This window comes from Burkholderiales bacterium, assembly GCA_036262035.1.
Classification (GTDB): Bacteria; Pseudomonadota; Gammaproteobacteria; order Burkholderiales; family SG8-41; genus JAQGMV01.
The window spans coordinates 48,934-67,611 of sequence record DATAJS010000004.1 but is presented as its reverse complement, the minus strand read 5'-3'; the positions used below and the strand labels follow the sequence as shown (position 1 = coordinate 67,611).

At 66.2% G+C, this 18,678-nt stretch carries 19 protein-coding genes and 1 pseudogene; 13 read left to right on the top strand and 7 right to left on the bottom strand.

Going from position 1 to position 18,678, the window contains the following annotated elements:
• Positions 1-148 precede the first annotated feature (148 nt).
• Complete coding sequence (locus VHP37_02970) at positions 149-526, top strand: hypothetical protein (protein ID HEX2825285.1); 378 nt, start codon at positions 149-151, stop codon at positions 524-526.
• A gap of 288 nt (positions 527-814) precedes the next feature.
• Entirely contained in the window at positions 815-2,077 is a 1,263-nt protein-coding gene (locus VHP37_02965) for an alpha-hydroxy acid oxidase (GenBank protein ID HEX2825284.1), read from the top strand.
• A 54-nt stretch (positions 2,078-2,131) separates the two neighbouring features.
• Here the strand turns inward: VHP37_02965 and VHP37_02960 are convergent, their stop codons facing one another.
• Positions 2,132-3,577: a D-aminoacylase gene (locus tag VHP37_02960; protein ID HEX2825283.1), complete on the bottom strand. Its 1,446-nt coding sequence runs from the start codon at positions 3,575-3,577 to the stop codon at positions 2,132-2,134.
• 232 nt (positions 3,578-3,809) lie between these two features.
• Entirely contained in the window at positions 3,810-4,787 is a 978-nt protein-coding gene (locus VHP37_02955) for a tripartite tricarboxylate transporter substrate binding protein (GenBank protein HEX2825282.1), read from the bottom strand.
• Positions 4,788-4,871: 84 nt separating this feature from the next.
• Here VHP37_02955 and VHP37_02950 point away from each other — a divergent pair, with 84 nt between their 5' ends.
• Entirely contained in the window at positions 4,872-5,207 is a 336-nt protein-coding gene (locus VHP37_02950; GenBank protein HEX2825281.1) for a DUF805 domain-containing protein, read from the top strand.
• Positions 5,208-5,276: 69 nt separating this feature from the next.
• Here the strand turns inward: VHP37_02950 and VHP37_02945 are convergent, their stop codons facing one another.
• Complete coding sequence (locus VHP37_02945; protein ID HEX2825280.1) at positions 5,277-6,203, bottom strand: tripartite tricarboxylate transporter substrate binding protein; 927 nt, start codon at positions 6,201-6,203, stop codon at positions 5,277-5,279.
• Between the two features lie 102 nt (positions 6,204-6,305).
• Here VHP37_02945 and VHP37_02940 point away from each other — a divergent pair, with 102 nt between their 5' ends.
• The 8 genes and pseudogenes from VHP37_02940 to VHP37_02905 all read left to right on the top strand — a co-directional run bounded on the left by VHP37_02940 (position 6,306) and on the right by VHP37_02905 (position 11,940).
• Positions 6,306-6,947, top strand: a complete 642-nt coding sequence (locus tag VHP37_02940; GenBank protein HEX2825279.1) for a phosphatase PAP2 family protein — start codon at positions 6,306-6,308, stop codon at positions 6,945-6,947.
• Positions 6,940-7,848 (top strand): diacylglycerol kinase family protein, encoded by a 909-nt coding sequence (locus tag VHP37_02935; GenBank protein HEX2825278.1) that lies wholly within the window; start codon positions 6,940-6,942, stop codon positions 7,846-7,848. The genes VHP37_02940 and VHP37_02935 overlap by 8 nt, the downstream gene beginning before the upstream one ends.
• A 6-nt stretch (positions 7,849-7,854) precedes the next feature.
• Entirely contained in the window at positions 7,855-8,688 is an 834-nt protein-coding gene (locus VHP37_02930) for a metallophosphoesterase family protein (protein HEX2825277.1), read from the top strand.
• Positions 8,689-8,915: 227 nt separating this feature from the next.
• A complete protein-coding gene (locus VHP37_02925) occupies positions 8,916-9,881 on the top strand; it encodes a tripartite tricarboxylate transporter substrate binding protein (GenBank protein HEX2825276.1) in 966 nt (321 codons plus the stop codon).
• A gap of 28 nt (positions 9,882-9,909) precedes the next feature.
• A complete protein-coding gene (locus VHP37_02920) occupies positions 9,910-10,458 on the top strand; it encodes a GNAT family N-acetyltransferase (GenBank protein ID HEX2825275.1) in 549 nt (182 codons plus the stop codon).
• Between the two features lie 275 nt (positions 10,459-10,733).
• Positions 10,734-10,961: pseudogene (locus tag VHP37_02915) on the top strand (BON domain-containing protein).
• A gap of 76 nt (positions 10,962-11,037) precedes the next feature.
• The gene (locus VHP37_02910) at positions 11,038-11,529 is read left to right on the top strand and encodes a hypothetical protein (GenBank protein HEX2825274.1); all 492 of its coding nucleotides are present in this window, start codon (positions 11,038-11,040) and stop codon (positions 11,527-11,529) included.
• 3 nt (positions 11,530-11,532) lie between these two features.
• Entirely contained in the window at positions 11,533-11,940 is a 408-nt protein-coding gene (locus VHP37_02905; protein ID HEX2825273.1) for a DUF3592 domain-containing protein, read from the top strand.
• 47 nt (positions 11,941-11,987) lie between these two features.
• Here the strand turns inward: VHP37_02905 and VHP37_02900 are convergent, their stop codons facing one another.
• The gene (locus VHP37_02900) at positions 11,988-12,953 is read right to left on the bottom strand and encodes a tripartite tricarboxylate transporter substrate binding protein (GenBank protein HEX2825272.1); all 966 of its coding nucleotides are present in this window, start codon (positions 12,951-12,953) and stop codon (positions 11,988-11,990) included.
• Positions 12,954-13,039: 86 nt separating this feature from the next.
• On the opposite strand from VHP37_02900, the gene VHP37_02895 reads away from it, so the two are divergent.
• Positions 13,040-14,365, top strand: coding sequence for a hypothetical protein (locus VHP37_02895; protein ID HEX2825271.1), 1,326 nt, complete (start codon positions 13,040-13,042; stop codon positions 14,363-14,365).
• Between the two features lie 71 nt (positions 14,366-14,436).
• Here VHP37_02895 and VHP37_02890 read toward each other — a convergent pair whose 3' ends face one another.
• Positions 14,437-15,180 carry a substrate-binding domain-containing protein gene (locus VHP37_02890; GenBank protein ID HEX2825270.1) on the bottom strand — a complete coding sequence of 248 codons (744 nt, stop codon included), beginning with the start codon at positions 15,178-15,180 and terminating at the stop codon, positions 14,437-14,439.
• Between the two features lie 194 nt (positions 15,181-15,374).
• Here VHP37_02890 and VHP37_02885 point away from each other — a divergent pair, with 194 nt between their 5' ends.
• Complete coding sequence (locus tag VHP37_02885) at positions 15,375-16,313, top strand: dihydrodipicolinate synthase family protein (GenBank protein HEX2825269.1); 939 nt, start codon at positions 15,375-15,377, stop codon at positions 16,311-16,313.
• A gap of 64 nt (positions 16,314-16,377) precedes the next feature.
• On the opposite strand, the gene VHP37_02880 is transcribed toward VHP37_02885, so the two are convergent.
• Positions 16,378-17,280 carry an NAD(P)-dependent oxidoreductase gene (locus VHP37_02880; GenBank protein HEX2825268.1) on the bottom strand — a complete coding sequence of 301 codons (903 nt, stop codon included), beginning with the start codon at positions 17,278-17,280 and terminating at the stop codon, positions 16,378-16,380.
• A gap of 165 nt (positions 17,281-17,445) precedes the next feature.
• A complete protein-coding gene (locus VHP37_02875; protein ID HEX2825267.1) occupies positions 17,446-18,561 on the bottom strand; it encodes a DSD1 family PLP-dependent enzyme in 1,116 nt (371 codons plus the stop codon).
• Positions 18,562-18,678: the final 117 nt, after the last annotated feature.

The window sequence follows — 18,678 nt, the reverse complement described above, 5'->3', positions numbered from 1 at the left end:
CGAGTTTCATCTCGAAGGTCTCAAGGAGGAAGGACAGCCCATCCCACCGCCTACCTCTTCAAGCGAATTGGTGGAAGTGAATGGTGCATAACTGTGTGTTGCAGCGGACGGCCGCAAGCGGCCGCCGCTGAACACGTCGTTGGGCATCATGAAGCTGTGCTTCTGGATCGCCGTCATGCTGCTGGCCGCCAGCCTCACACCCGCATGTGCATCAAATTCCGAAGTGAGCGTGTGGACGGGTCACGAGTGTAGCCGGGTCAAGGATGTGATTGTTGCTAATGGCCTGTCGCTACGGACGCTCTCGAAAGAACAGATCTACTGCGAGTCCTACATTCAGAATCCGTCCTACGTTGTACTGTTGGCCCGGTGTGGTAATTGCGGCTCCGAATACGACGGACCTGGAAGCAGCCTCATTGGCTATTTCGCACTGCGCCGCTCCGACAGCAGAATCTTCAATTGGGATTTCGCAAACGATCGAATCGAAGGCCGCGGCTACTCGGCGCTGCCGCGACATGGGTCGCGATGAGCGCGTCGTACGCGAGCACCTGATGCCCAACTCACGTTGCAGCCGACGCGCTGAAGCGCGCGGCTGAACATAGCTGAGGGGCGGAATCGCCCCGTTTTTCATTCGAACTCGTGCCATACGAAGGCATCGCTCGGTCCGACCCGCGATCACCGTGAGCCGGGGCTGGCGCGCCTGACGGTGCGCCGCGATTCGTTGTGGCCGTCTTGCAGTTATAGTGACGGCTTGACCACCGCAAATCCATAACGGCGCAGTCCGCTGCGACGCTCAACGCACAAGAGGGAGGAGATGATGGACACCACTGCTACGCCCAAATCGTTGGCTCCGGATACACGCAAGCTCGACAGCATCGGCGGCCTGTCCATCGTCGACAAGCGCGCGCTGCCGCGCCATCTGCAGCAATACCTCGCGCTGCAGGACTTCATCGACCGGGCGCGCAGGATCCTGCCGCGGCCGATTTACGGCTATGTCACGGGCGGCGTGGAAGACAATGTTTCGCTGCGCGGCAACCGCAACGTATTCGAGGAGATCGGCTTGGTGCCCAAGCCGCTGGTCGACACCACCGCGCGCAGCATGAAAACCACCCTCTTCGGGAAAACCTACGACGCGCCGTTCGGCTTCGCGCCGATGGGCGGCACCTCGACCGCGTGTTACCGCGGCGACACGGTGCTCGCCGGCGTCGCGGCGGAAGCGAACATTCCGATGATGATGAGCGGCGCATCGCTCATGAAGATGGAAGACGTCAAAGCCGCCGGCAGGACTACGATGTTCCAGGCCTATCTCCCGGGCGACATCGAGCGCATCACCGAAACCTTCGAGCGCTGCGAGCGGGCCGGCTTCGATACCATCGCCGTCACGGTCGACGTGCAGGTGCCCGCCAACCGCGAGAACAACGTGCGCAACGGCTACAGCACGCCGCTGCGGCCTTCGCTGCGGCTGGCGTGGGACGTGGGCATACGTCCCAGGTGGCTGTTCGGCATGTTCCTCAAAACGCTGATGACCGACGGCATGCCGCACGTCGAGAACATGGGTCCGCGCGTGCCGATGCTGTCGGTCGGCGGCAAGCGCGATTACGGCAGGCGCGACCGGCTCTCCTGGACGCACATTGCGCACATGCGCAAGATCTGGAAGGGCAATCTGCTGATCAAGGGCGTGGTCGACAAAGACTCCGTGCGCATCGCACGCGAGCACGGATTGAACGGCGTGATGGTGTCCAACCACGGCGGCAGGCAATTGGACGGCACCGTCTCGCCGGCGCGCGTGCTTCCGGGGATCCGCGAGGCCGCGGGCAAGGACATGGCGGTGATCATGGACAGCGGCTTTCGGCGCGGCACCGATGTGCTGAAGGCGCTCGCGCTGGGCGCGGATTTCTGTTTCATCGGCCGTCCGTTCCTGTGCGCGGCAGCGTGTGCCGGTCGGGACGGCGTAACCCACGCGGTGCGTCTGCTGATGGACGAGATCGACCGGGACATGGCGCAGCTGGGCATCAACCATCCGAAGGAAATCACCAGGGACTATCTGATGCCGATGACGGGGACGGATTTTCTGAACTGAATCCGGCCGGCAGGCGCGGTGCGTTAGCGCCTGCCGGCCAACGCACCGTACGCATCAACGGCGCGTCAGGATTTTGCCGGGCCGCGCGCCGGTCGCGCGCCCTTCCTGCCACACCGGCACGCCGTTCACGATCACCGTCTCGATACCGATCGCCGGTTTCGTCGATTCCTGGAAATCCGCCGCATCGATCACGGTAGCGGCATTGAACAGCGTGATGTCCGCGTGCGCGCCGGGCTTCAGCACGCCGCGATCGGTCAGGCCGAATCGCTTCGCGGTGAGGCCGGTCATCTTGTAGACCGCGGTCTCCAGCGGGAAGAGCTTCAGATCTCGCGCGTAGTGTCCGAGCACGCGCGGAAACGTGCCCCACAGCCGCGGATGCGGCTTGGCGTCGTGCGGCAGGCCGTCGGAACCGACCATGGTGTCGTCGAACTTCAGTATCCGCTGCACGTCCTGTTCATCCAGCATGAAGTAGATCGCGCCCGCCGGCTTGATCTTCTCGACCGCGTCGGCGCGGCTCATGTTGAGCCGCTTCGCGACGTCCTCGAGATCCATGCCCGAGAGCTCGGGATGAGGCTTCGACCACGTGATGATGATCTTCGACGACTGCTCCAGGCGGTCGTAACGCAGCACCGTCGACGACGCGATGTATGGGTAGCAGTCGAGCCCGACGGACTGCGACTTCATGCGCTCCCGGATCAGCGCCAGCGTCTCCGGCGAGCGCCCGTGGTTCCGGGTGCCGACGCACTTGTGGTGCGAGATCACCACTTCCGACGAAAGCTTGCGCCCGATGCGGAAGGTCTCTTCCATCGAGTCGATGATCGTGTCGTCCTCGTTGCGCATGTGCGTGACGTAGAGACCGCCCAGCTCGCGGATCGGACTGCACACTTCGATGATCTCCTCGGTGCTCGCGCACGCCGCGGGCGGATACGCGGTGCCGGTGGAGATGCCGATCGCGCCCGATTCGAGCGACTCGCGCGCCATGTCGCGCATCTTCGCGATCTCGGCGCCGGTCGCGACGCGGTCGAGGCGGTCCATGGTCGCGACGCGGAACGTGGTGTGTCCGACGAGGCACGCGGCGTTGATCGCCGCGGGCCTCGCCTCGAGCTCTTCGCGGTACGCGCGGAAGCTCTGGAAGCGGAACCAGCCGCCTTCGGTGTCGAGCAGGTCGAGCGGCGGCGTCGGCGCGCCCGAAGGCACCGGCGAATGCGCGAGGCTGATGCCGCAGTTGCCGGTGATCACGGTCGTCACGCCCTGGCTCACCTTCGGCGTCACGTCGCGGTCGGAGAGGAGCAACCGGTCGTCGTGGGTGTGCGCATCGATGAAGCCCGGCGCGGCGACGAGGCCGCTCGCGTCGATCTCTGCGTCGGCCCTGGCGGCATCGAGCCGGCCGATATCGGCGATCGTGCCGCCGCGGACGCCGATGTCCGCATCGAAACGCGGGGCCTTGGTCCCGTCGATGACGGTTGCGTTGCGGATGATCAGATCGTAATGCTGTGGCATGGCCTGTTACCTCTAAAGATCAAGAGCTTCAGCACGGAGGGCACGGAGGAAAACGATTCGGAACCACGTGTACCGTCATTCCCGCGCAGGCGGGAATCCATTTTTCAAAGGGTCAAAGTCAAAATGGATTCCCGACAGCTCCCGCTGCCGCGGGTCGGGAATAACGAGCTTTTCCTCCGTGTCCTCCGTGGCTTTTCCTCCGTGTCCTCCGTGGTAAAGCTTTGCTGTCGAGCTAATCCACCTTCGCGCCCGACTTCTTCACCACCTCGGCCCACTTCACGGTCTCCCTTTTCACGTACGCCGCGAACTGCTCCGGCGTGCCGCCGACGGGCTCGGCTTCGATCTGGGCGTAGCGCTCGCGCAACGTGGGCGTCTGCAGCGCGGTATTGATCTCGGTGTTCAGCCTGGTGACGACGGCCCGCGGCGTCGCGGCGGGCACGACGATGCCGCCCCAGGCGTTGGTTTCGTAACCGCCGACGCCGGCCTCGGAGATCGTCGGGATGTCGGGGAAGATCGGCGAGCGCTTGAGGCTGGACACCCCGATGCCGCGTACCCTGCCGGCACGCACGTGCGGCGAGATCGAGGTCAGGTTGTCGAACATCAGGTGCACCTGCCCCGCGATGAGGTCGGTGATGCCCTGCGGGCTTCCTTTATACGGCACGTGCACGATCCGCGTACCCGTCATGATCTTGAAGAGCTCGCCGCCGAGGTGCCCCGTCGTGCCGTTGCCGCCCGAGGCGTTGAGCAGCTTGTCGGGGTTCTGCTTCGCATGAGCGATCAGCTCCTTCACCGTCTTGACGGGCAGCGCGTTGGTCACACAGAGCAGGTTGTAGGTCGACAGGAAGTGCGCGACGAGCGCGAGGTCCTTGTCGGGGTCGTAGGGCTGTCTGGACAACAGCGACTTGTTGATCGCGAGCGTGACGACGTTCGCATAACCGATGGTGTAGCCGTCGGGCGTCGCACGCACCACCATCTCGGTGCCGATCGTCTGCGCGCCGCCGGGGCGGTTGTCGATGATGATCTGCTGGCCCATCTGCTTCACCAGCTCGGCGGCGAGGATGCGCGTGACCACGTCGGGCGATCCGCCCGCGGCCGACGAGATGATGAGGCGGATCGGACGCTCGGGATAAGCCGCGCTCGAAGCGGGTGCGGCAAGCGCCGAGGCCAGAACGACGAGCCCACCGCGCAACCACGCAGACATAGACGCCATCGGTTACCTCCCTGAAACATCGTCGGCGACGGCAGCCGCGTATACTCCGGGCGCACCGTCCGATTCTCAAAAGGGGAGAAAAACATGAACTGGAACTGGTACGTCGAAGTCCTGAAGAAGTATGCCGTATTCGAAGGGCGTTCGGCTCGCGAAGAATTCTGGGTATTCACGCTGGTCAACTTCATCGTATCCCTGGTGCTGCACTTCATCTTCCCGCTGCTCGGAATGATCTACGCGCTTGCGGTGCTCCTGCCCGGCATCGGCGTCGGTATCCGCCGCCTGCACGACATCGGACGCTCGGGGTGGTGGCTGCTCATCAGCTTCGTCCCGCTCATCGGCATCGTCGTCCTGATCTACTTCTTCGTGCAGGACAGCCAGCCCGGCAGCAACGAATACGGCCCCAATCCGAAAGGCGCCTGACCGCATTAAAAATCCGGGTCGGAGTCACATTTCCAACCCTTGCCGAAATCGACTCTGACCCGGATTTAGTCAGTCCAGCCTGGCGCCGGACTTCTTCACGACCTGCGCCCATTTCACGGCTTCTTTCTTCACGTACGCCGCGAACTGGTCAGGGGTGCCGCCGACGGCTTCGGCTTCGATCTCCGCGAAGCGGCTGCGCAGCGCCGGCGCGCGCAAAGCGGTATTCACCTCGGCATTGAGCTTCGTGACGATGGCGCGCGGCGTCGCCGCCGGCACCACGAGCCCGCCCCACGAGTTGGTCTCGTAGCCGGGAACGCCCGCTTCCGAGATCGTCGGGATGTCGGGGAAGATCGGCGAGCGCTTGAGGCTGGAAACCCCCAGCCCGCGCACCTTGCCTGCACGCACGTGCGGTGAAATCGACGTGAGGTTGTCGAATATCACCTGCACCTGCCCCGTCATGAGATCGGGAATGGCCTGCACGCTGCCCTTGTACGGCACGTGCACGATCCGTGTTCCCGTCATCATTTTGAAGAGCTCCCCGCCGAGGTGGCCGGTCGTGCCGTTGCCGCTGGAGGCGTTGGTAAGCTTGCCGGGGTTCTGCAAAGCGTAGGCGACGAGCTCCTTCACCGACTTCACCGGCAGTGCCGGGCTCACCGCGAGGAGGTTGTACGTCGAGAGGAAGTGCACGACGAGTGCGAGGTCGCGGTCGGGATCGTAAGGCTGCGCGGCCAGGAGCGACTTGTTGATCGCAAGCGTGACGACGTTCGCGTAGCCGATCGTGTAGCCGTCGGGGTTGGCGCGAACGATCATCTGCGTACCGATGGTCTGGGCGCCGCCGGGGCGGTTGTCGACGATGATCTGCTGGCCCATCTGTTTCGTCAGCTCGGCCACGAGGATGCGCGAAACGACGTCGGAGGACGCGCCCGGAGCGGACGAGATGATCAGCCGGATCGGCCTCTCGGGATACGCGGCCGGCGCCGACGCTGTGGCCGCCATCGCGGCAATCCCGTAAATCCAGCAGCCCTTCATCGACGATCCCTCCACGGCGGCACGTTTTGCGCTGAAGTATGCCGGTGTTCGATGCGCTACGCTCGTCTTATGCCGGTCTGGAAACGCCTCGCGCTCGGTGCGATCGCCGGCGCTCTGTGCCTCTTCGCGCTGATCGCGGCGAACATCGCCGCGGGCGATCCGCTGGTCGCGCTCGACGCGGCGGCCGCCCGGTGGGTGCTGGCCCACCGCACCCCGGCACTCACCTTGCTCATGCTCGGCGTCACCCACGCTCATGCACCGTTTGCGCTGTGCGTCTACGCTTCGATCGCGGGCTCCTACTGCTACCGGCGCCGCCTTTATCGGTGGGTGACGGCGCTCGCGCTCGCGGTGCCGGTCGGCCTTGCGCTCAACTTCGCGCTGAAGCTGGTGTTCCGGCGGGCGCGGCCGGTTCCGGGCGACGCGGCCATGACGCTCGCAAGCTACAGTTTTCCCAGCGGCCACGCCGCCGGCGCGACGCTCTTCTGGGGCGTGCTCGCGGCTTACGCGATGACGCGCACGGCTAGCCATCGCGCGCGCGCCGCCGTGACGGCTGCGTGGCTGGGGCTCGTCGCGCTCGTCGCGTTCTCGCGCGTCTACCTCGGCGTGCACTACGTGAGCGACGTGCTGGCCGCGTGTGCGTGGAGCCTCGCGTGGCTCGCCGCGGCGCTGCTCGTCGCGACCCGCGTGCGTCCCTCGAACGGCCATGCCTGACGCCGCGCTGCCGATCATCGTGAACGGCAGCGCGGGCACGGCGCAGAGCGCCGATGCCGACGGCGCGCTCGAAGCCGCGTTCGCCAGGCACGGCGTGCAGGCGCGCGTGCACGCCGCGACCGGACCGGAGCTGTGCGACCTCGCACAGCGCATCGCGGCTTCGAAGCCGCACGCGATCGTCGCCGCGGGCGGGGACGGTACGCTCAACGCGGTCGCGTCGGCGGTCGCGGGCACCGGCATCGCGATGGGCGTGCTGCCGATGGGCACCCTGAACCATTTCGCCAAGGACCTCGGCATCCCGCTCGACGTCGACGGCGCAGTCGCGACGATCGCCGCGGGCCACACCGCCGACGTCGACGTCGGCGACGTCAACGGCCAGGTCTTCATCAATAATTCGAGCCTCGGGATCTATCCGCAGATCGTGCGCCATCGCGAAACCCAGCAACGGCGGCTGGGGCGCGGCAAATGGCCCGCGCTCGTCTGGGCGACGCTGATGTCGCTGCGCCGGAACGCTTTCATGACCCTGCGGCTCAAGCTCGACGACGCCGAATCGGCGGTTCGCACGACCTTCGTCTTCATCGGCAACAACGAGTACGTGATGGAGGGTTTCAGCATCGGCAAGCGCGAGCGCCTCGATACCGGCACGCTCAGCCTGTACGTGAGCCATCGGCGCGGCCGGCTCGGGCTCATCGTGCTCGCGCTGCGCGCCCTCTTCCACCGGCTGAAGCAGGCGAGCGATTTCGAGGCGCTGACCGCGCAGAGCATCGTGGTCGAGACGCGCCGGCGCGCCCTCCACGTCGCGACCGACGGCGAGGTGCTGACCATGCCGACGCCGCTCGAATACCGCATCCGGCCGGGCGCGCTGCGCGTGTTCGTTCCGCAACCGGCGCCGGCGAGCTGACGACGCATGCGCACGATCGTCCACATGTCCGACCTGCATTTCGGCCGCGTCGACAGGGCGCTGATCGAGCCGCTGCGCCGCCGCGTGCACGCGCTCGCGCCGCACGTGACCGTCGTCTCCGGCGATCTCACCCAGCGCGCGAAACCCGACCAGTTCCGCGAGGCGCGTCGCTTTCTCGATTCGCTGCCGGGCGCCAGGATCGTCGTGCCGGGCAACCACGACGTGCCGCTCTACAACCTGTTCCAGCGCTTCTTCACGCCGCTGTCGAAGTATCAGCGCTTCATCTCGGACGATCTCGAGCCGACTTATCGCGACGAAGAGATGGTCGTCGTCGGCATCAACACCGCGCGCTCGCTGGTGTTCAAAGGCGGGCGCGTCAACGAGGAGCAGGTCGAAGCCGTCCGCGCCAAGCTCTGCGCGCTGCCGGAGAGCATCGCCAAGGTCGTGGTGTCGCACCACCCGTTCGATCTGCCCGAGCACATGGACGACGACGACATCGTCGGCCATGCGAACAGGGCGATGCACATGTTCTCGCGCTGCGGCGCCGACGTGCTGCTGGCGGGCCACGTGCACGTGAGCCACGCCGGCGACACCACCGAGCGCTACAAGATCGACGGCTACGCCGCGCTCGTCGTGCAGGCGGGCACCGCGACCTCGACGCGCGGACGCGGCGAGGCGAACTCGTTCAACGCGCTGCGCGTGTCGCCGGACGAGGTGACGGTCGACCGCTACTCGTGGCGGGAAGGCGTCGGCGAGTTCGAGCTCTCGACGAGCGAGACTTTCCGCCGCAGCGGGGAGGGATGGAGCAGAAACCCACCCCCATCCCGGCCTTCCCCCTGAGGGGGAAGGAGCAAAACATTCCCTCACCGCTCAGCGCGATCATCCCCCTCAGGGGGACCAGCATCGCATTCCCTCCCCTCAGGGGGACCAGCATCGCATTCCCTGCCCCCTCAGGGGGACCAGCATCGCATTCCCTCCCCCTCAGGGGGAGGGTTAGGGTGGGGGTGGGTTTATTGACACTGCGATGTCTTTTCGGCGAACTTTCTCCCCCGGAGGAGAAACCATAAATGCGCAAGACATCGCTGTTGCTGGCCCTCGCGGCCTCGCTGTTACCCTCTGTAACGCTCGCTCAGAACTATCCCGTCAAGCCGATCCGCCTCATCGTGCCTTTCCCGGCCGGCGGCGGCGTCGACTTCATGGGCCGCATCGTCGGGCAGGAGCTGTCGAAGAAGCTCGGCCAGCAGGTCGCGATCGACAACCGCTCGGGCGCCAACGGCATCGTCGGCCTCGAAGCGCTGAAGAGCGCGCCGCCGGACGGCTATACGATCGGCGCGGCGTCCGCCGGCCCGCTCGCGGTGAACCCCTTCATCTACGCCAAGCTGCCTCACGACGTGCTGCGCGACTTCACGCACATCTCGATGATGGTGAACTTCCCGCTGCTGCTCGTCTCGCATCCTTCGTTGCCGGTGAAGAACGTGAAGGAGCTGCTCGCGCTCGCGCGCTCGAAACCCGGACAGATCTCGTATTCGTCGCCGGGCGCGGGCAACTCGGCGCACCTCGCCGCGGAGCTCTTCAGCTCGATGGGCAAGGTGAAGATCCTGCACGTGCCTTACAAAGGCACCGCGCCGGCGGTGGTCGCGGTGCTGTCGGGCGAAGCGCAGCTCACCTGGAGCAGCATCCCGACGATCCTGCCGCACGTGAAGGCCGGGCGCGTGCGCGCGCTCGGCGTCGGCAACGCGAAGCGCGTGCCCTCGCTGCCCGAGTTCCCGACGGTCGCCGAAGCGGGCCTGCCCGGCTTCGAGGCATACTCGTGGGGCGGCATGATCGGACCGGCGCACATGCCTGCGGCGATCGTGCAGCGCCTGAACCGCGACATCGCCGAAGTGCTGAAGCAGAGGGAGGTCGCCGACCGCATGCTCGCCGAGGGCACGATCCCGCAGTCTTCGACGCCGGAGGAGTTCACCGCGTACATCCGCTCGGAGCTCAAAAAATGGGGTGACGTGGTGAAGATGGCCGGCATCAAGGCGGAGTGAAGCAAGGGCGGAAGGTGCAGGAAATCGCATGGGAAACAACCCGCGAGTATTACCGGAAGTAACGTGTCGCGACGCCGAGCGCCGCGACGCGAAAGCGATCGCAGCGCTCTACGCGTATTACGTGGAGACCTCGAGCGCGACGTTCGAGGAGACCCCGCCCGGCCGCGCCGAGATCGCCAAGCGCATCAAGGCGGTGCAGGACGCCGGGCTGCCGTGGATCGTGGCGACCGATGCGCACGGGGCGCTGCTCGGCTATGCGTACGCGTCGCCGTACCGCACGCGCTCGGCGTACCGCTACACGATCGAGAACTCGGTCTACGTGGCGCCCGGCACGATAGGCTCGGGTATCGGCAGCACGATCATGCGCGAGGTGATCGATCGCTGCACCCGTGCGGGTTACCGCCAGATGCTCGCGGTCATCGGCGGCAGCGGCAACATCGCGTCGATCGCCCTCCACGAGCGCCTCGGTTTCAGGATGGTCGGCACTCACCGCGCGATCGGCTACAAGCAGGACCGCTGGATCGACGTCATCCACATGCAGCTTGCGCTGGGGGAAAGTTCGAACACGGCGCCTTGATGCAGCAACGCGTACGGCATGGGCGTTGCAGCGGATTCCATCGTTCAGGAATCCGAAGGAGCGACGACATGGCATTGCGCATGACACGCCGCGATACGTACGGCGGCGAGCGCGGCTGGCAGGACGGTGCAGGCGTTTCGTGGACCAACCCGGAAGGCGGCGGACGCAGTCAGTGGCGCGAGCGTGCGCCGATCGACATGGACGAAGCCGCCGAAGGCCAGCACGACACGCATCGCAGCGGCCTCTTCAACGATCTCGCGGTCAGGCTCGGCTTCAGGAAAGGGCCGAAGAACTATCGGCGCACCGACGAGCGCATCCGCGAGGACATCTGCGAACGGCTGTGGGCCGACCCCGGCCTCGACGTCGGCGACGTCGAAGTCCACGTGCGCGACGCGGTGGTGCATCTCGAAGGCACGGTGCGCCTGCGCCGCATGAAGCACGACATCGAAGACATCGCGGCGAGTTGCCCCGGCGTCGAGGACGTCGAGAACCGCATCCGGGTTGCCGAGCGGTAATGCATGACAGCGGCGGCGAGCCGCTGTCTAATTGGCGCTCTTTCGCCACGCCCGGAGGGCGCCAATGCTTCGTTTCATGCCCGGGCTGCTCGCGCTCGCGGCTCTCGCCATCCCGTTTCCGGCTCAGGCCATCGATCCCGGCGTCGCGAGCGGCTCGATCGTCGTCGGCGCCGAGAGGCTGCCGCTCACGCACGCTTACGCGCATCTGCGCGGCCCTGAGATCCGCATCGCCGTCGTCGACCGCGAAGTGCCGCAGGAAAGCATCGCGGGCACGTCGCCGCTCGCCATCGAAACGCTCGCGCTGGACAACAAGGTGCGGGGGCTGCTGCTGCGCTTCGATCCCGAAGGCCGCGGCGACATCGTCCTCAGGGTGCTCGATCCGCGCACGGGCTCGCCCGAGACGCTCGGTCCGCACTCGATCGGCCGCTCGGCGAACGTGCTCACGAATTTCAGGCTGGGGCAGAATCGCGTCCTCGGCGACCTCGAAGGCACGGTCGCGGCGCAGTTGCGGATCGTGCGCGTGCGCTTCAGCGCGCCGCTCTTTCACGAGCGTTAGGCGATGGCGAGACATCCCGGAAACTTCGCGACCGTCGCGGTGGGGCTGCTCTTCGTCGCGATCGGCGTCTACACCTGGTTCCACATGGGCCGCTTCCTCGATCACGCGCGCGAGACCGAGGCCGTGGTCATCGAAGTGCTGCAGGAAAGCGCGACACCGAAAGGCCGCACGCACCCGGTGGTGCGCTTCACGGTCGACGGCAAGGAGGTCGTGGTGCGCTCCGACGAGCACCACAACGTCAAGCCCGCCGATACCGTGCGGCTGGTCTACGACACGCGCAATCCGCAGCAGATCGAGATCACCACGCTGGAGCGCGCTCAGCGCCGGCGGCTGATCGTCAGCGGGCTGACGATGGCGGTGGGGCTGGGCGTCTGCGTGATGGGGCTGCGGCATCTCCTCGGAAAAGCGTGAAATCGGGGTCAGGTCCACATTTCCGCGAAATGTGGACCTGACCCCATTTAATCGAGGCGCGCGCCGGAGTCTTTCACCACCCTGGCCCAGCGCGCGACTTCGGCTTTGACGTAGCGGCCGAATTCATCGGGCGACATCTTCGCCGGCTCAGCGCCGAGCTGCGCGAGGCGCTCTTTCACGTCGGGTGCGACGACCATCGTCGCGATCTCGGCGTTGAGCTTGCCCGTGATGTCCGCGGACAGCGCCGCGGGCGCGAAGACGCCGTACCACGAGGTCACGTCGAATCCGGGCAGGCCGGTCTCGGCAACGGTCGGCACGTCGGGCAGGAGCGGCGAGCGCGCGGCGCTGGTCACCGCGATGACGCGAAGCTTCCCCGCCTTCACGTTCGACAGCGCGGCCGGGAAACCCATCGACGCGAGCTGGACCTGCCCCGCGACGAGGTCGATCACCATCTGCCCCGTGCCCTTATACGGGACGTGCGTCATCTTCACGTGCGCCATCGTCTTGAAAAGCTCGAGCGCGAGATGGTTGGGCGAGCCGTTGCCCGCCGAGCCGAAGTTGAGCTGCCCAGGCTGCGTGCGCGCGAGCGCGATGAGATCCTTCACCGATTTCACGGGAAGCGAGGGATGCAGCACGATCGCGCTCGGAAACGTGGCGATCATCGCCACCGGCGCGAGATCCCGGACGAGGTCGTAGCCGAGCTTTTTGTAAAGGCTCATGCCGATCGCGTGCGGCACGCCGCCGAGGAGCAGCGTGTACCCGTCGGGCGGCGCTTTCGCGACGAGCTCCGCACCGATGTTGCCGCCGGCGCCGGTGCGGTTGTCGATGACGACCGACTGGCCAAAGCGCTCGGTCATCTTGTGGCCGATCACCCGCGCCAGGAGATCGGTCGCTCCGCCCGGCGCGAACGGCGCCACCATGCGGATGGGTTTGGCCGGGTATTCCTGGGCCTGCGCAGCGGCCGCGAGCGCGGCCAGCGCGAGACAACAACCTGCACGTGCGACGGCTATCACGGGATCTCCTCGACGTTATGGTTCTGGACTTATTGTGCCGCAAAGCGCGCGCATGTCACTATTCCACGCCCAAGGAGGAACAACGCATGGACCAGCCCCAAAAGAATCCCAGGCTCTCGCACAACGTGACGAGACTCTCGCGCCTCGAGCTTCCCGGCGCCGGCCAGGTGTTGGTCGAGGGCAAGTACGCGTACATCGGCCACATCCCGAACAAGCAGCAGCTCGGCACGAGCATCCTCGACGTGTCCGATCCCAAGAACCCGAAGATCGTCTCCCAGATCACGCTCGACGATCCCGACTCGCACAGCCACAAGGCGCGCTGTGTCGGCGACATCATGATCGTCAACAGCGAGCGCAACATGACGGGCATCGGCCGCAAGGCGGACGAGCTGCCGAAGCTGCGCACCGAGCTGACGGCCTCGCTCGGCCGGCCGCCGACGCATGCGGAGCTCGCGCAGAAGCTCGGCGTGCAGGAATCCGACATTCCGGCGGTCGAGGCGCAGGAGAAGAACCCGTACCGCAACGGCGGCTTCAAGATCTACGACGTGAAGGACCGCGCCAACCCGAAGCTCATCCACTTCGAGAAGACGTGGGGCATCGGCGTGCATCGCTTCGACATGGACGCGAACTACGCGTACATCTCGACCGAGGCCGAAGGCTACGTCGGCAACATCCTACGCATCTACGACCTCAGGAATCCCGCAAAGCCCGAGGAAGTCTCGAAGTGGTGGATCCCCGGACAACACGTCGCCGGCGGTGAGAAGAAGACCTGGCCCGGCCGCCAGCATCGGCTGCACCACACGTTACGTGTGGGCGACCGGCTGTATGCGGGCTGCTGGCACGGCGGCGTGCGCATCGTCGACGTCTCCGACATCCGCAAGCCGAAGACGATCGGCGCCTACAACTACCACCCGCCTTTCCCCGAGCCTTCGCACACCTTCATGGAGCTGCCGAAAAAGATCGACGGGCGGACGATCGCGATCGCGATCGACGAAGAGGACCACGCCCACAGCGCGGAGGAGATGGCGCGCAGGCGAGGCCGGTCGCACGCGCCGCTGCACACCTTCGATATCACCGATCCTTCGGACATCAAGCCGCTCGCGACTTTCGAAGTGAGCGAGCTCGATTCACCGTGGAGCCGGGCGGCGCCGGGGCGCTTCGGCGCGCACCAGTTCCAGGAGCACATGAAAGGCGGCGACACGCTCGTGTACTGCGCGTGGTTCGCCGGCGGCCTGCGCATCGTCGACGTCGCCGACCCGAGCGCGCCGCAGGAAGTGGGCTGGTTCATCCCCGAGCCCGCCGCCGGCCGCGTCGCGCCGCAGACGAACGACGTCGATGTGGACGACCGCGGCCTGGTCTATATCGTCGACCGGTATACCGGCTTCGACGTGCTCGAGTTTGAGGGACGGTGAAATGTGAAACGGGAAACGTAGATAAGCGGTGCGCCCGCGTTTCACGTTTCACGTTTCACGTTTGACAGCGGTTACTCGATCCCCGCCGCCACGAAGAGCTTCTTCCCGGCCGGACTGCCGAGAAACTGCACGTATTGCTTCGCGACGTCGTGCTGTTTGCCGCCGGTCATCGGCGTGGCGACATAGCTCGTATAGTTCTGCACCTCCGCCGGGATCGGCCCGACGTAACGCAGCCCTTTCTCCTTGTAGAGCAGGATCTCGGTGATCGCGCCGAAGCCGATCTCCGTGCCCTTGCCCTTGAGCGTGTGCTCCATCACCGACGCGCCGTCGGGGTAGCGCTTGGTCTTCTTCTCCACTTCCTCGTAGATGCCCCACTTCCTGAGCAGGTTCTCGAAGTAGAGGCCGGTCGACGCGCGGTTGAAGGTCAGCGAATCCGCTTCGAGGATCGACTTCTTCAGGCCGTCCACCGACGCGATGTCCGGCGCCGGGGCGCCGGGCCGCACGACGACGCCGAGGCCGACCTTGCCGACGTTGACGCGGTCGCCCTCGCCGACCTTGCCTTCCTTCGCGAAGCGCTCGATACCCGCCGGCGGCGAGATGATCACGTCGAACACGTCGCCCGCCGCGACGCGCTTGGCGATCTGGGGGGCGGTGTTGAACGTGATCTTCACGTGATGCCCCGTCTCCTTCTCGAACGCGTGCGAGGCCGCATGCAGGCCCGGCTCGATCGCGCCGCCGCTCAATACGGTGATCTCGGCCGCGGTCGCTGCGCCTGCCGCCGACAAACCCGCGATCAACGCCAATGCAAATTTCATCGTGCACTCCGAACCAAAAAATGGATTCCCGCCTACGCGGGAATGACGGTTCAACCGGCCGCGGGATTATAGGGGCTGGTTGGGGGGCCATTTCCCCTGTGCTATCCTCGCAACCGTTCGCCGTCCCGCGGACGGCGCCCTGTCCGCGCGCACTCGATTCGCGCAATCCTTCCCGGCACTTCGAGGACTATTTCATGAGCCAGACAGAACGCATCAAAGGCTTGCTCTCGCCCGTCATCACTCCGTTCAACGAAGATCTTTCGCCGGACGCCGATCGCTTCGTCGCGCAGTGCCAATGGCTGCTGACGCAGGACTGCGGTCTCGCGGTCTTCGGCACCAACAGCGAAGCGAACTCGCTGTCGGTGAACGAGCGCATCGCGCTGCTCGATTCGCTGCTCGCGGCGGACGTGGACCCGTCGCGCATGATGCCGGGCACCGGCTGCTGCGCGCTGACCGACACGGTGCGTCTCACCGAGCACGCGGTGAAAGCGGGCTGCGCCGGCGTGCTGATGCTGCCGCCGTTCTACTACAAGGACGTGAGCGAGGACGGTCTGTTCAGGAGCTTCGCCGAAGTGATCGAGCGCGTCGGCGACTCGCGCCTGCGCATCTACCTCTATCACATCCCGCCGGTCGCGGTGGTCGGCATCACGCCCAAGCTCGTCGAGCGTCTGCTCAAGGCCTATCCGACGGCCGTCGCCGGCATGAAGGACAGCTCGGGCGACTGGAACAACACCAAGAAATTCCTCGATGCGTTCGCCAGGCAGGGCTTCGACGTCTTCGTCGGCAGCGAATCGTTCCTGCTCGCGAACATGCGCGAAGGGGGCGCGGGCTGCATCTCGGCGACCGCGAACGTGAACCCCGCGATGATCGCCAAGCTCTACCGCGAGTGGAAGAACGCGGACGCGGACAAGCAGCAGGAGCAGCTCAACGCGATCCGCAAGGCGACCGGTCAGTACATCATGATCCCGGCGCTCAAGGCGGTCGTCGCGCATTACTCGGGCGATGCGCAGTGGGCGCAGGTGCGTCCGCCGCTCACCGAGCTCACGCAGGAGCAGGCGCAGAAGGTGATCAACGATCTCGAAGGGCTGGGATTCGAGATGCCGGGACTGCGGAAAGAAACGGCCGCGGCTTAAAACACTGCGTAGGGTGCGTGGTAACGCACCGACAAAGGCGCGGTGCGCTCGCGCGCACCCTACGTCAGAGCTTCACTCCGGTAGCCTCTTCCCACAGGCGCACGATCTCCGTCTGATCCGCACCGCCGCCGAGCTTTTCGGCGGCGGTCGTCCACAGCTCCGCTACCTTGTCCGCCAGCGGCGCGTACGCATCGGCCGCGTGCGCCATGTCGCGCGCGATCCTGACGTCCTTGGCGATGAAGCCGAGCGCCATGCCGGTGCCGTGCTCGCGCGTCAGCACGTGCGGCACGATCTTCTTCTCGATTGCGTGGTTGCGGCCCGCGCACAGCGCGACCAGCGCTTCGGCCATGAGCTTCGCGTCGAGACCGAGCTTTTTCCCGATCGTCATCGCCTCGAGGCAGTTCGCGAGCGCGCACGCGTTGATGTAGTTCGCCAGCGCCTTGAGCGCGTGCCCGCTGCCGACGGGGCCGCACACCCTGACGCTGCGGCCCATCGTGTCGAAGAGGGGGCGGCAGCGCTCGATGACCGCCGCGTCGCCGCCGGCCATGATGTCGAGCGTCGCGTCCTTGGCGAACACCACGCCGCCCATGACCGGCGCGTCGACGACGTGCAGGCCGTGCAACGCCAGCGCTTCCGCCAGCGAGCGTGTCGCCGTCGGGTCGCTGGTGCTCATGTCGACGACGACCGCGCCGCGCGCGAGCACTTCGGCCGCGCCGCCTTCGCCGAGGATGACCTCGCGCACGACGGCATCGTTCGGGAGCATCGTGATCACCGCCTGCGCGCCGCGCGCTGCTTCGGCGATCGACGCGGCGCCGCGGCCGCCGTTGCGGCCGACGAAGACCTCGACGCTCTCGGCCTTGATGTCGTAGACGGCGACGTCGAAACCGGCTTTCACGAGATGACCCGCCATGGGCGAGCCCATGTTGCCGAGGCCGATGAAACCAACCCGTTCGATGACGTTCGCCATTGCGCGTCGTCTATGCCTGTTGCGGAACTACTGCGTGAACAGGTGAACCGGTGAATAGGTGAACGGGTAAACCCACCCCCAACCTAACCCTCCCCCTGAGGGGGAGGGGATGGTCCGGGGAATGTCCGCCGACCTCCACTCGTTCACCCGTTCACGCCTTTCGCATCACCACACCGCCCCTCTCGCGGTGATCGGCCAGAGGGCCTCGACGCGGCCGTTGCGCACGCAGATGTAGTGATCGTAGAGGTTGACCGTCGGATCGCAGTGGCCGGGGATGAGCTTGAGCTTGTCGCCGATCGCGTAACCGCTCGCGCCGTTCAACTGGATGACGCCGTGCTCGTCGGAGGCCTTGATGTATTCCGCCGGCCCGCCGTCGGCAAGGCGCGGCATGCCGGAGTCGACGCTCGACGCCTTCAGCCCCGCATCGACGATCGCGCGCTCGGCGTTGCGGCTCATGACCGTCGCCCACACGAAGAGGCTGTGCTCGAAGCGCGGGATGCCGCTCTCGGTCCAGTCGTTGCGCGCGTAGTCGGCGTCCATGAAGATGTACGAGCCCGCCTGGAGCTCGTCGTACACCCCGCTCGTGGCTTCGAAGAGATAAGTGCCGGTGCCGGCGCCGGTCGCTTTCGGGCATTCGATCCCCGCCGCGGCGAGCATCGCGCGCGTGCGCTTGACGTGACCCGCCGCGGCTTCGATCGCGGCACGGCGCTCTTCGACCTTGCGCAGGTGCTGCGCCGAGCCCTGGTACGCCTGCAGCCCCGCGAAGCGCAGGCTCGGGTGCGACACGATCTCGCGCGCGAGGGCGACGGCAGGCTCGCCGGGCTCGACGCCGCAGCGGTTGGCGCCGACGTTGATCTCCACCAGCACGTCGAGCCTGACGCCGGCTTCGCTCGCAGCCGCCGCGAGCGACTTCACGTTGCCCGAATCGTCGACGCACACCGCGACGCGCGCCTGCTTCGCGAGGGCCGCGAGACGCCTGACCTTGGCGGCGCCGACCACTTCGTTCGCGACGAGCACGTCGGGAACGCCGCCTTCGACCATCGCCTCGGCCTCGCTCACTTTCTGGCAGCACACCCCGACCGCGCCGAGCGCCATCTGGCGCAGCGCGATCTGCGGGCACTTGTGGCTCTTGGCGTGCGGCCGGACCGAGATCGCGCGGTTGCCGAGCGAATCGTGCAGGCGTTTGAGGTTGCGCTCGAAAGCGTCGAGATCGAGCACGAGCGCGGGCGTATCGACGTCGGCGAGAGCCATGCCGACGGTGGCGGGAGGATAGAGAGGCATGATGGTTGAGTGCTGTGCGAGTGACGGACGAAAGCGAGATTATGCGTTCGCTGCGGCCCGTGTAGTAGCATTTCCGTAAAGCGCAGGAAGACGCAGACAACGCAGTCGACAAAGGAG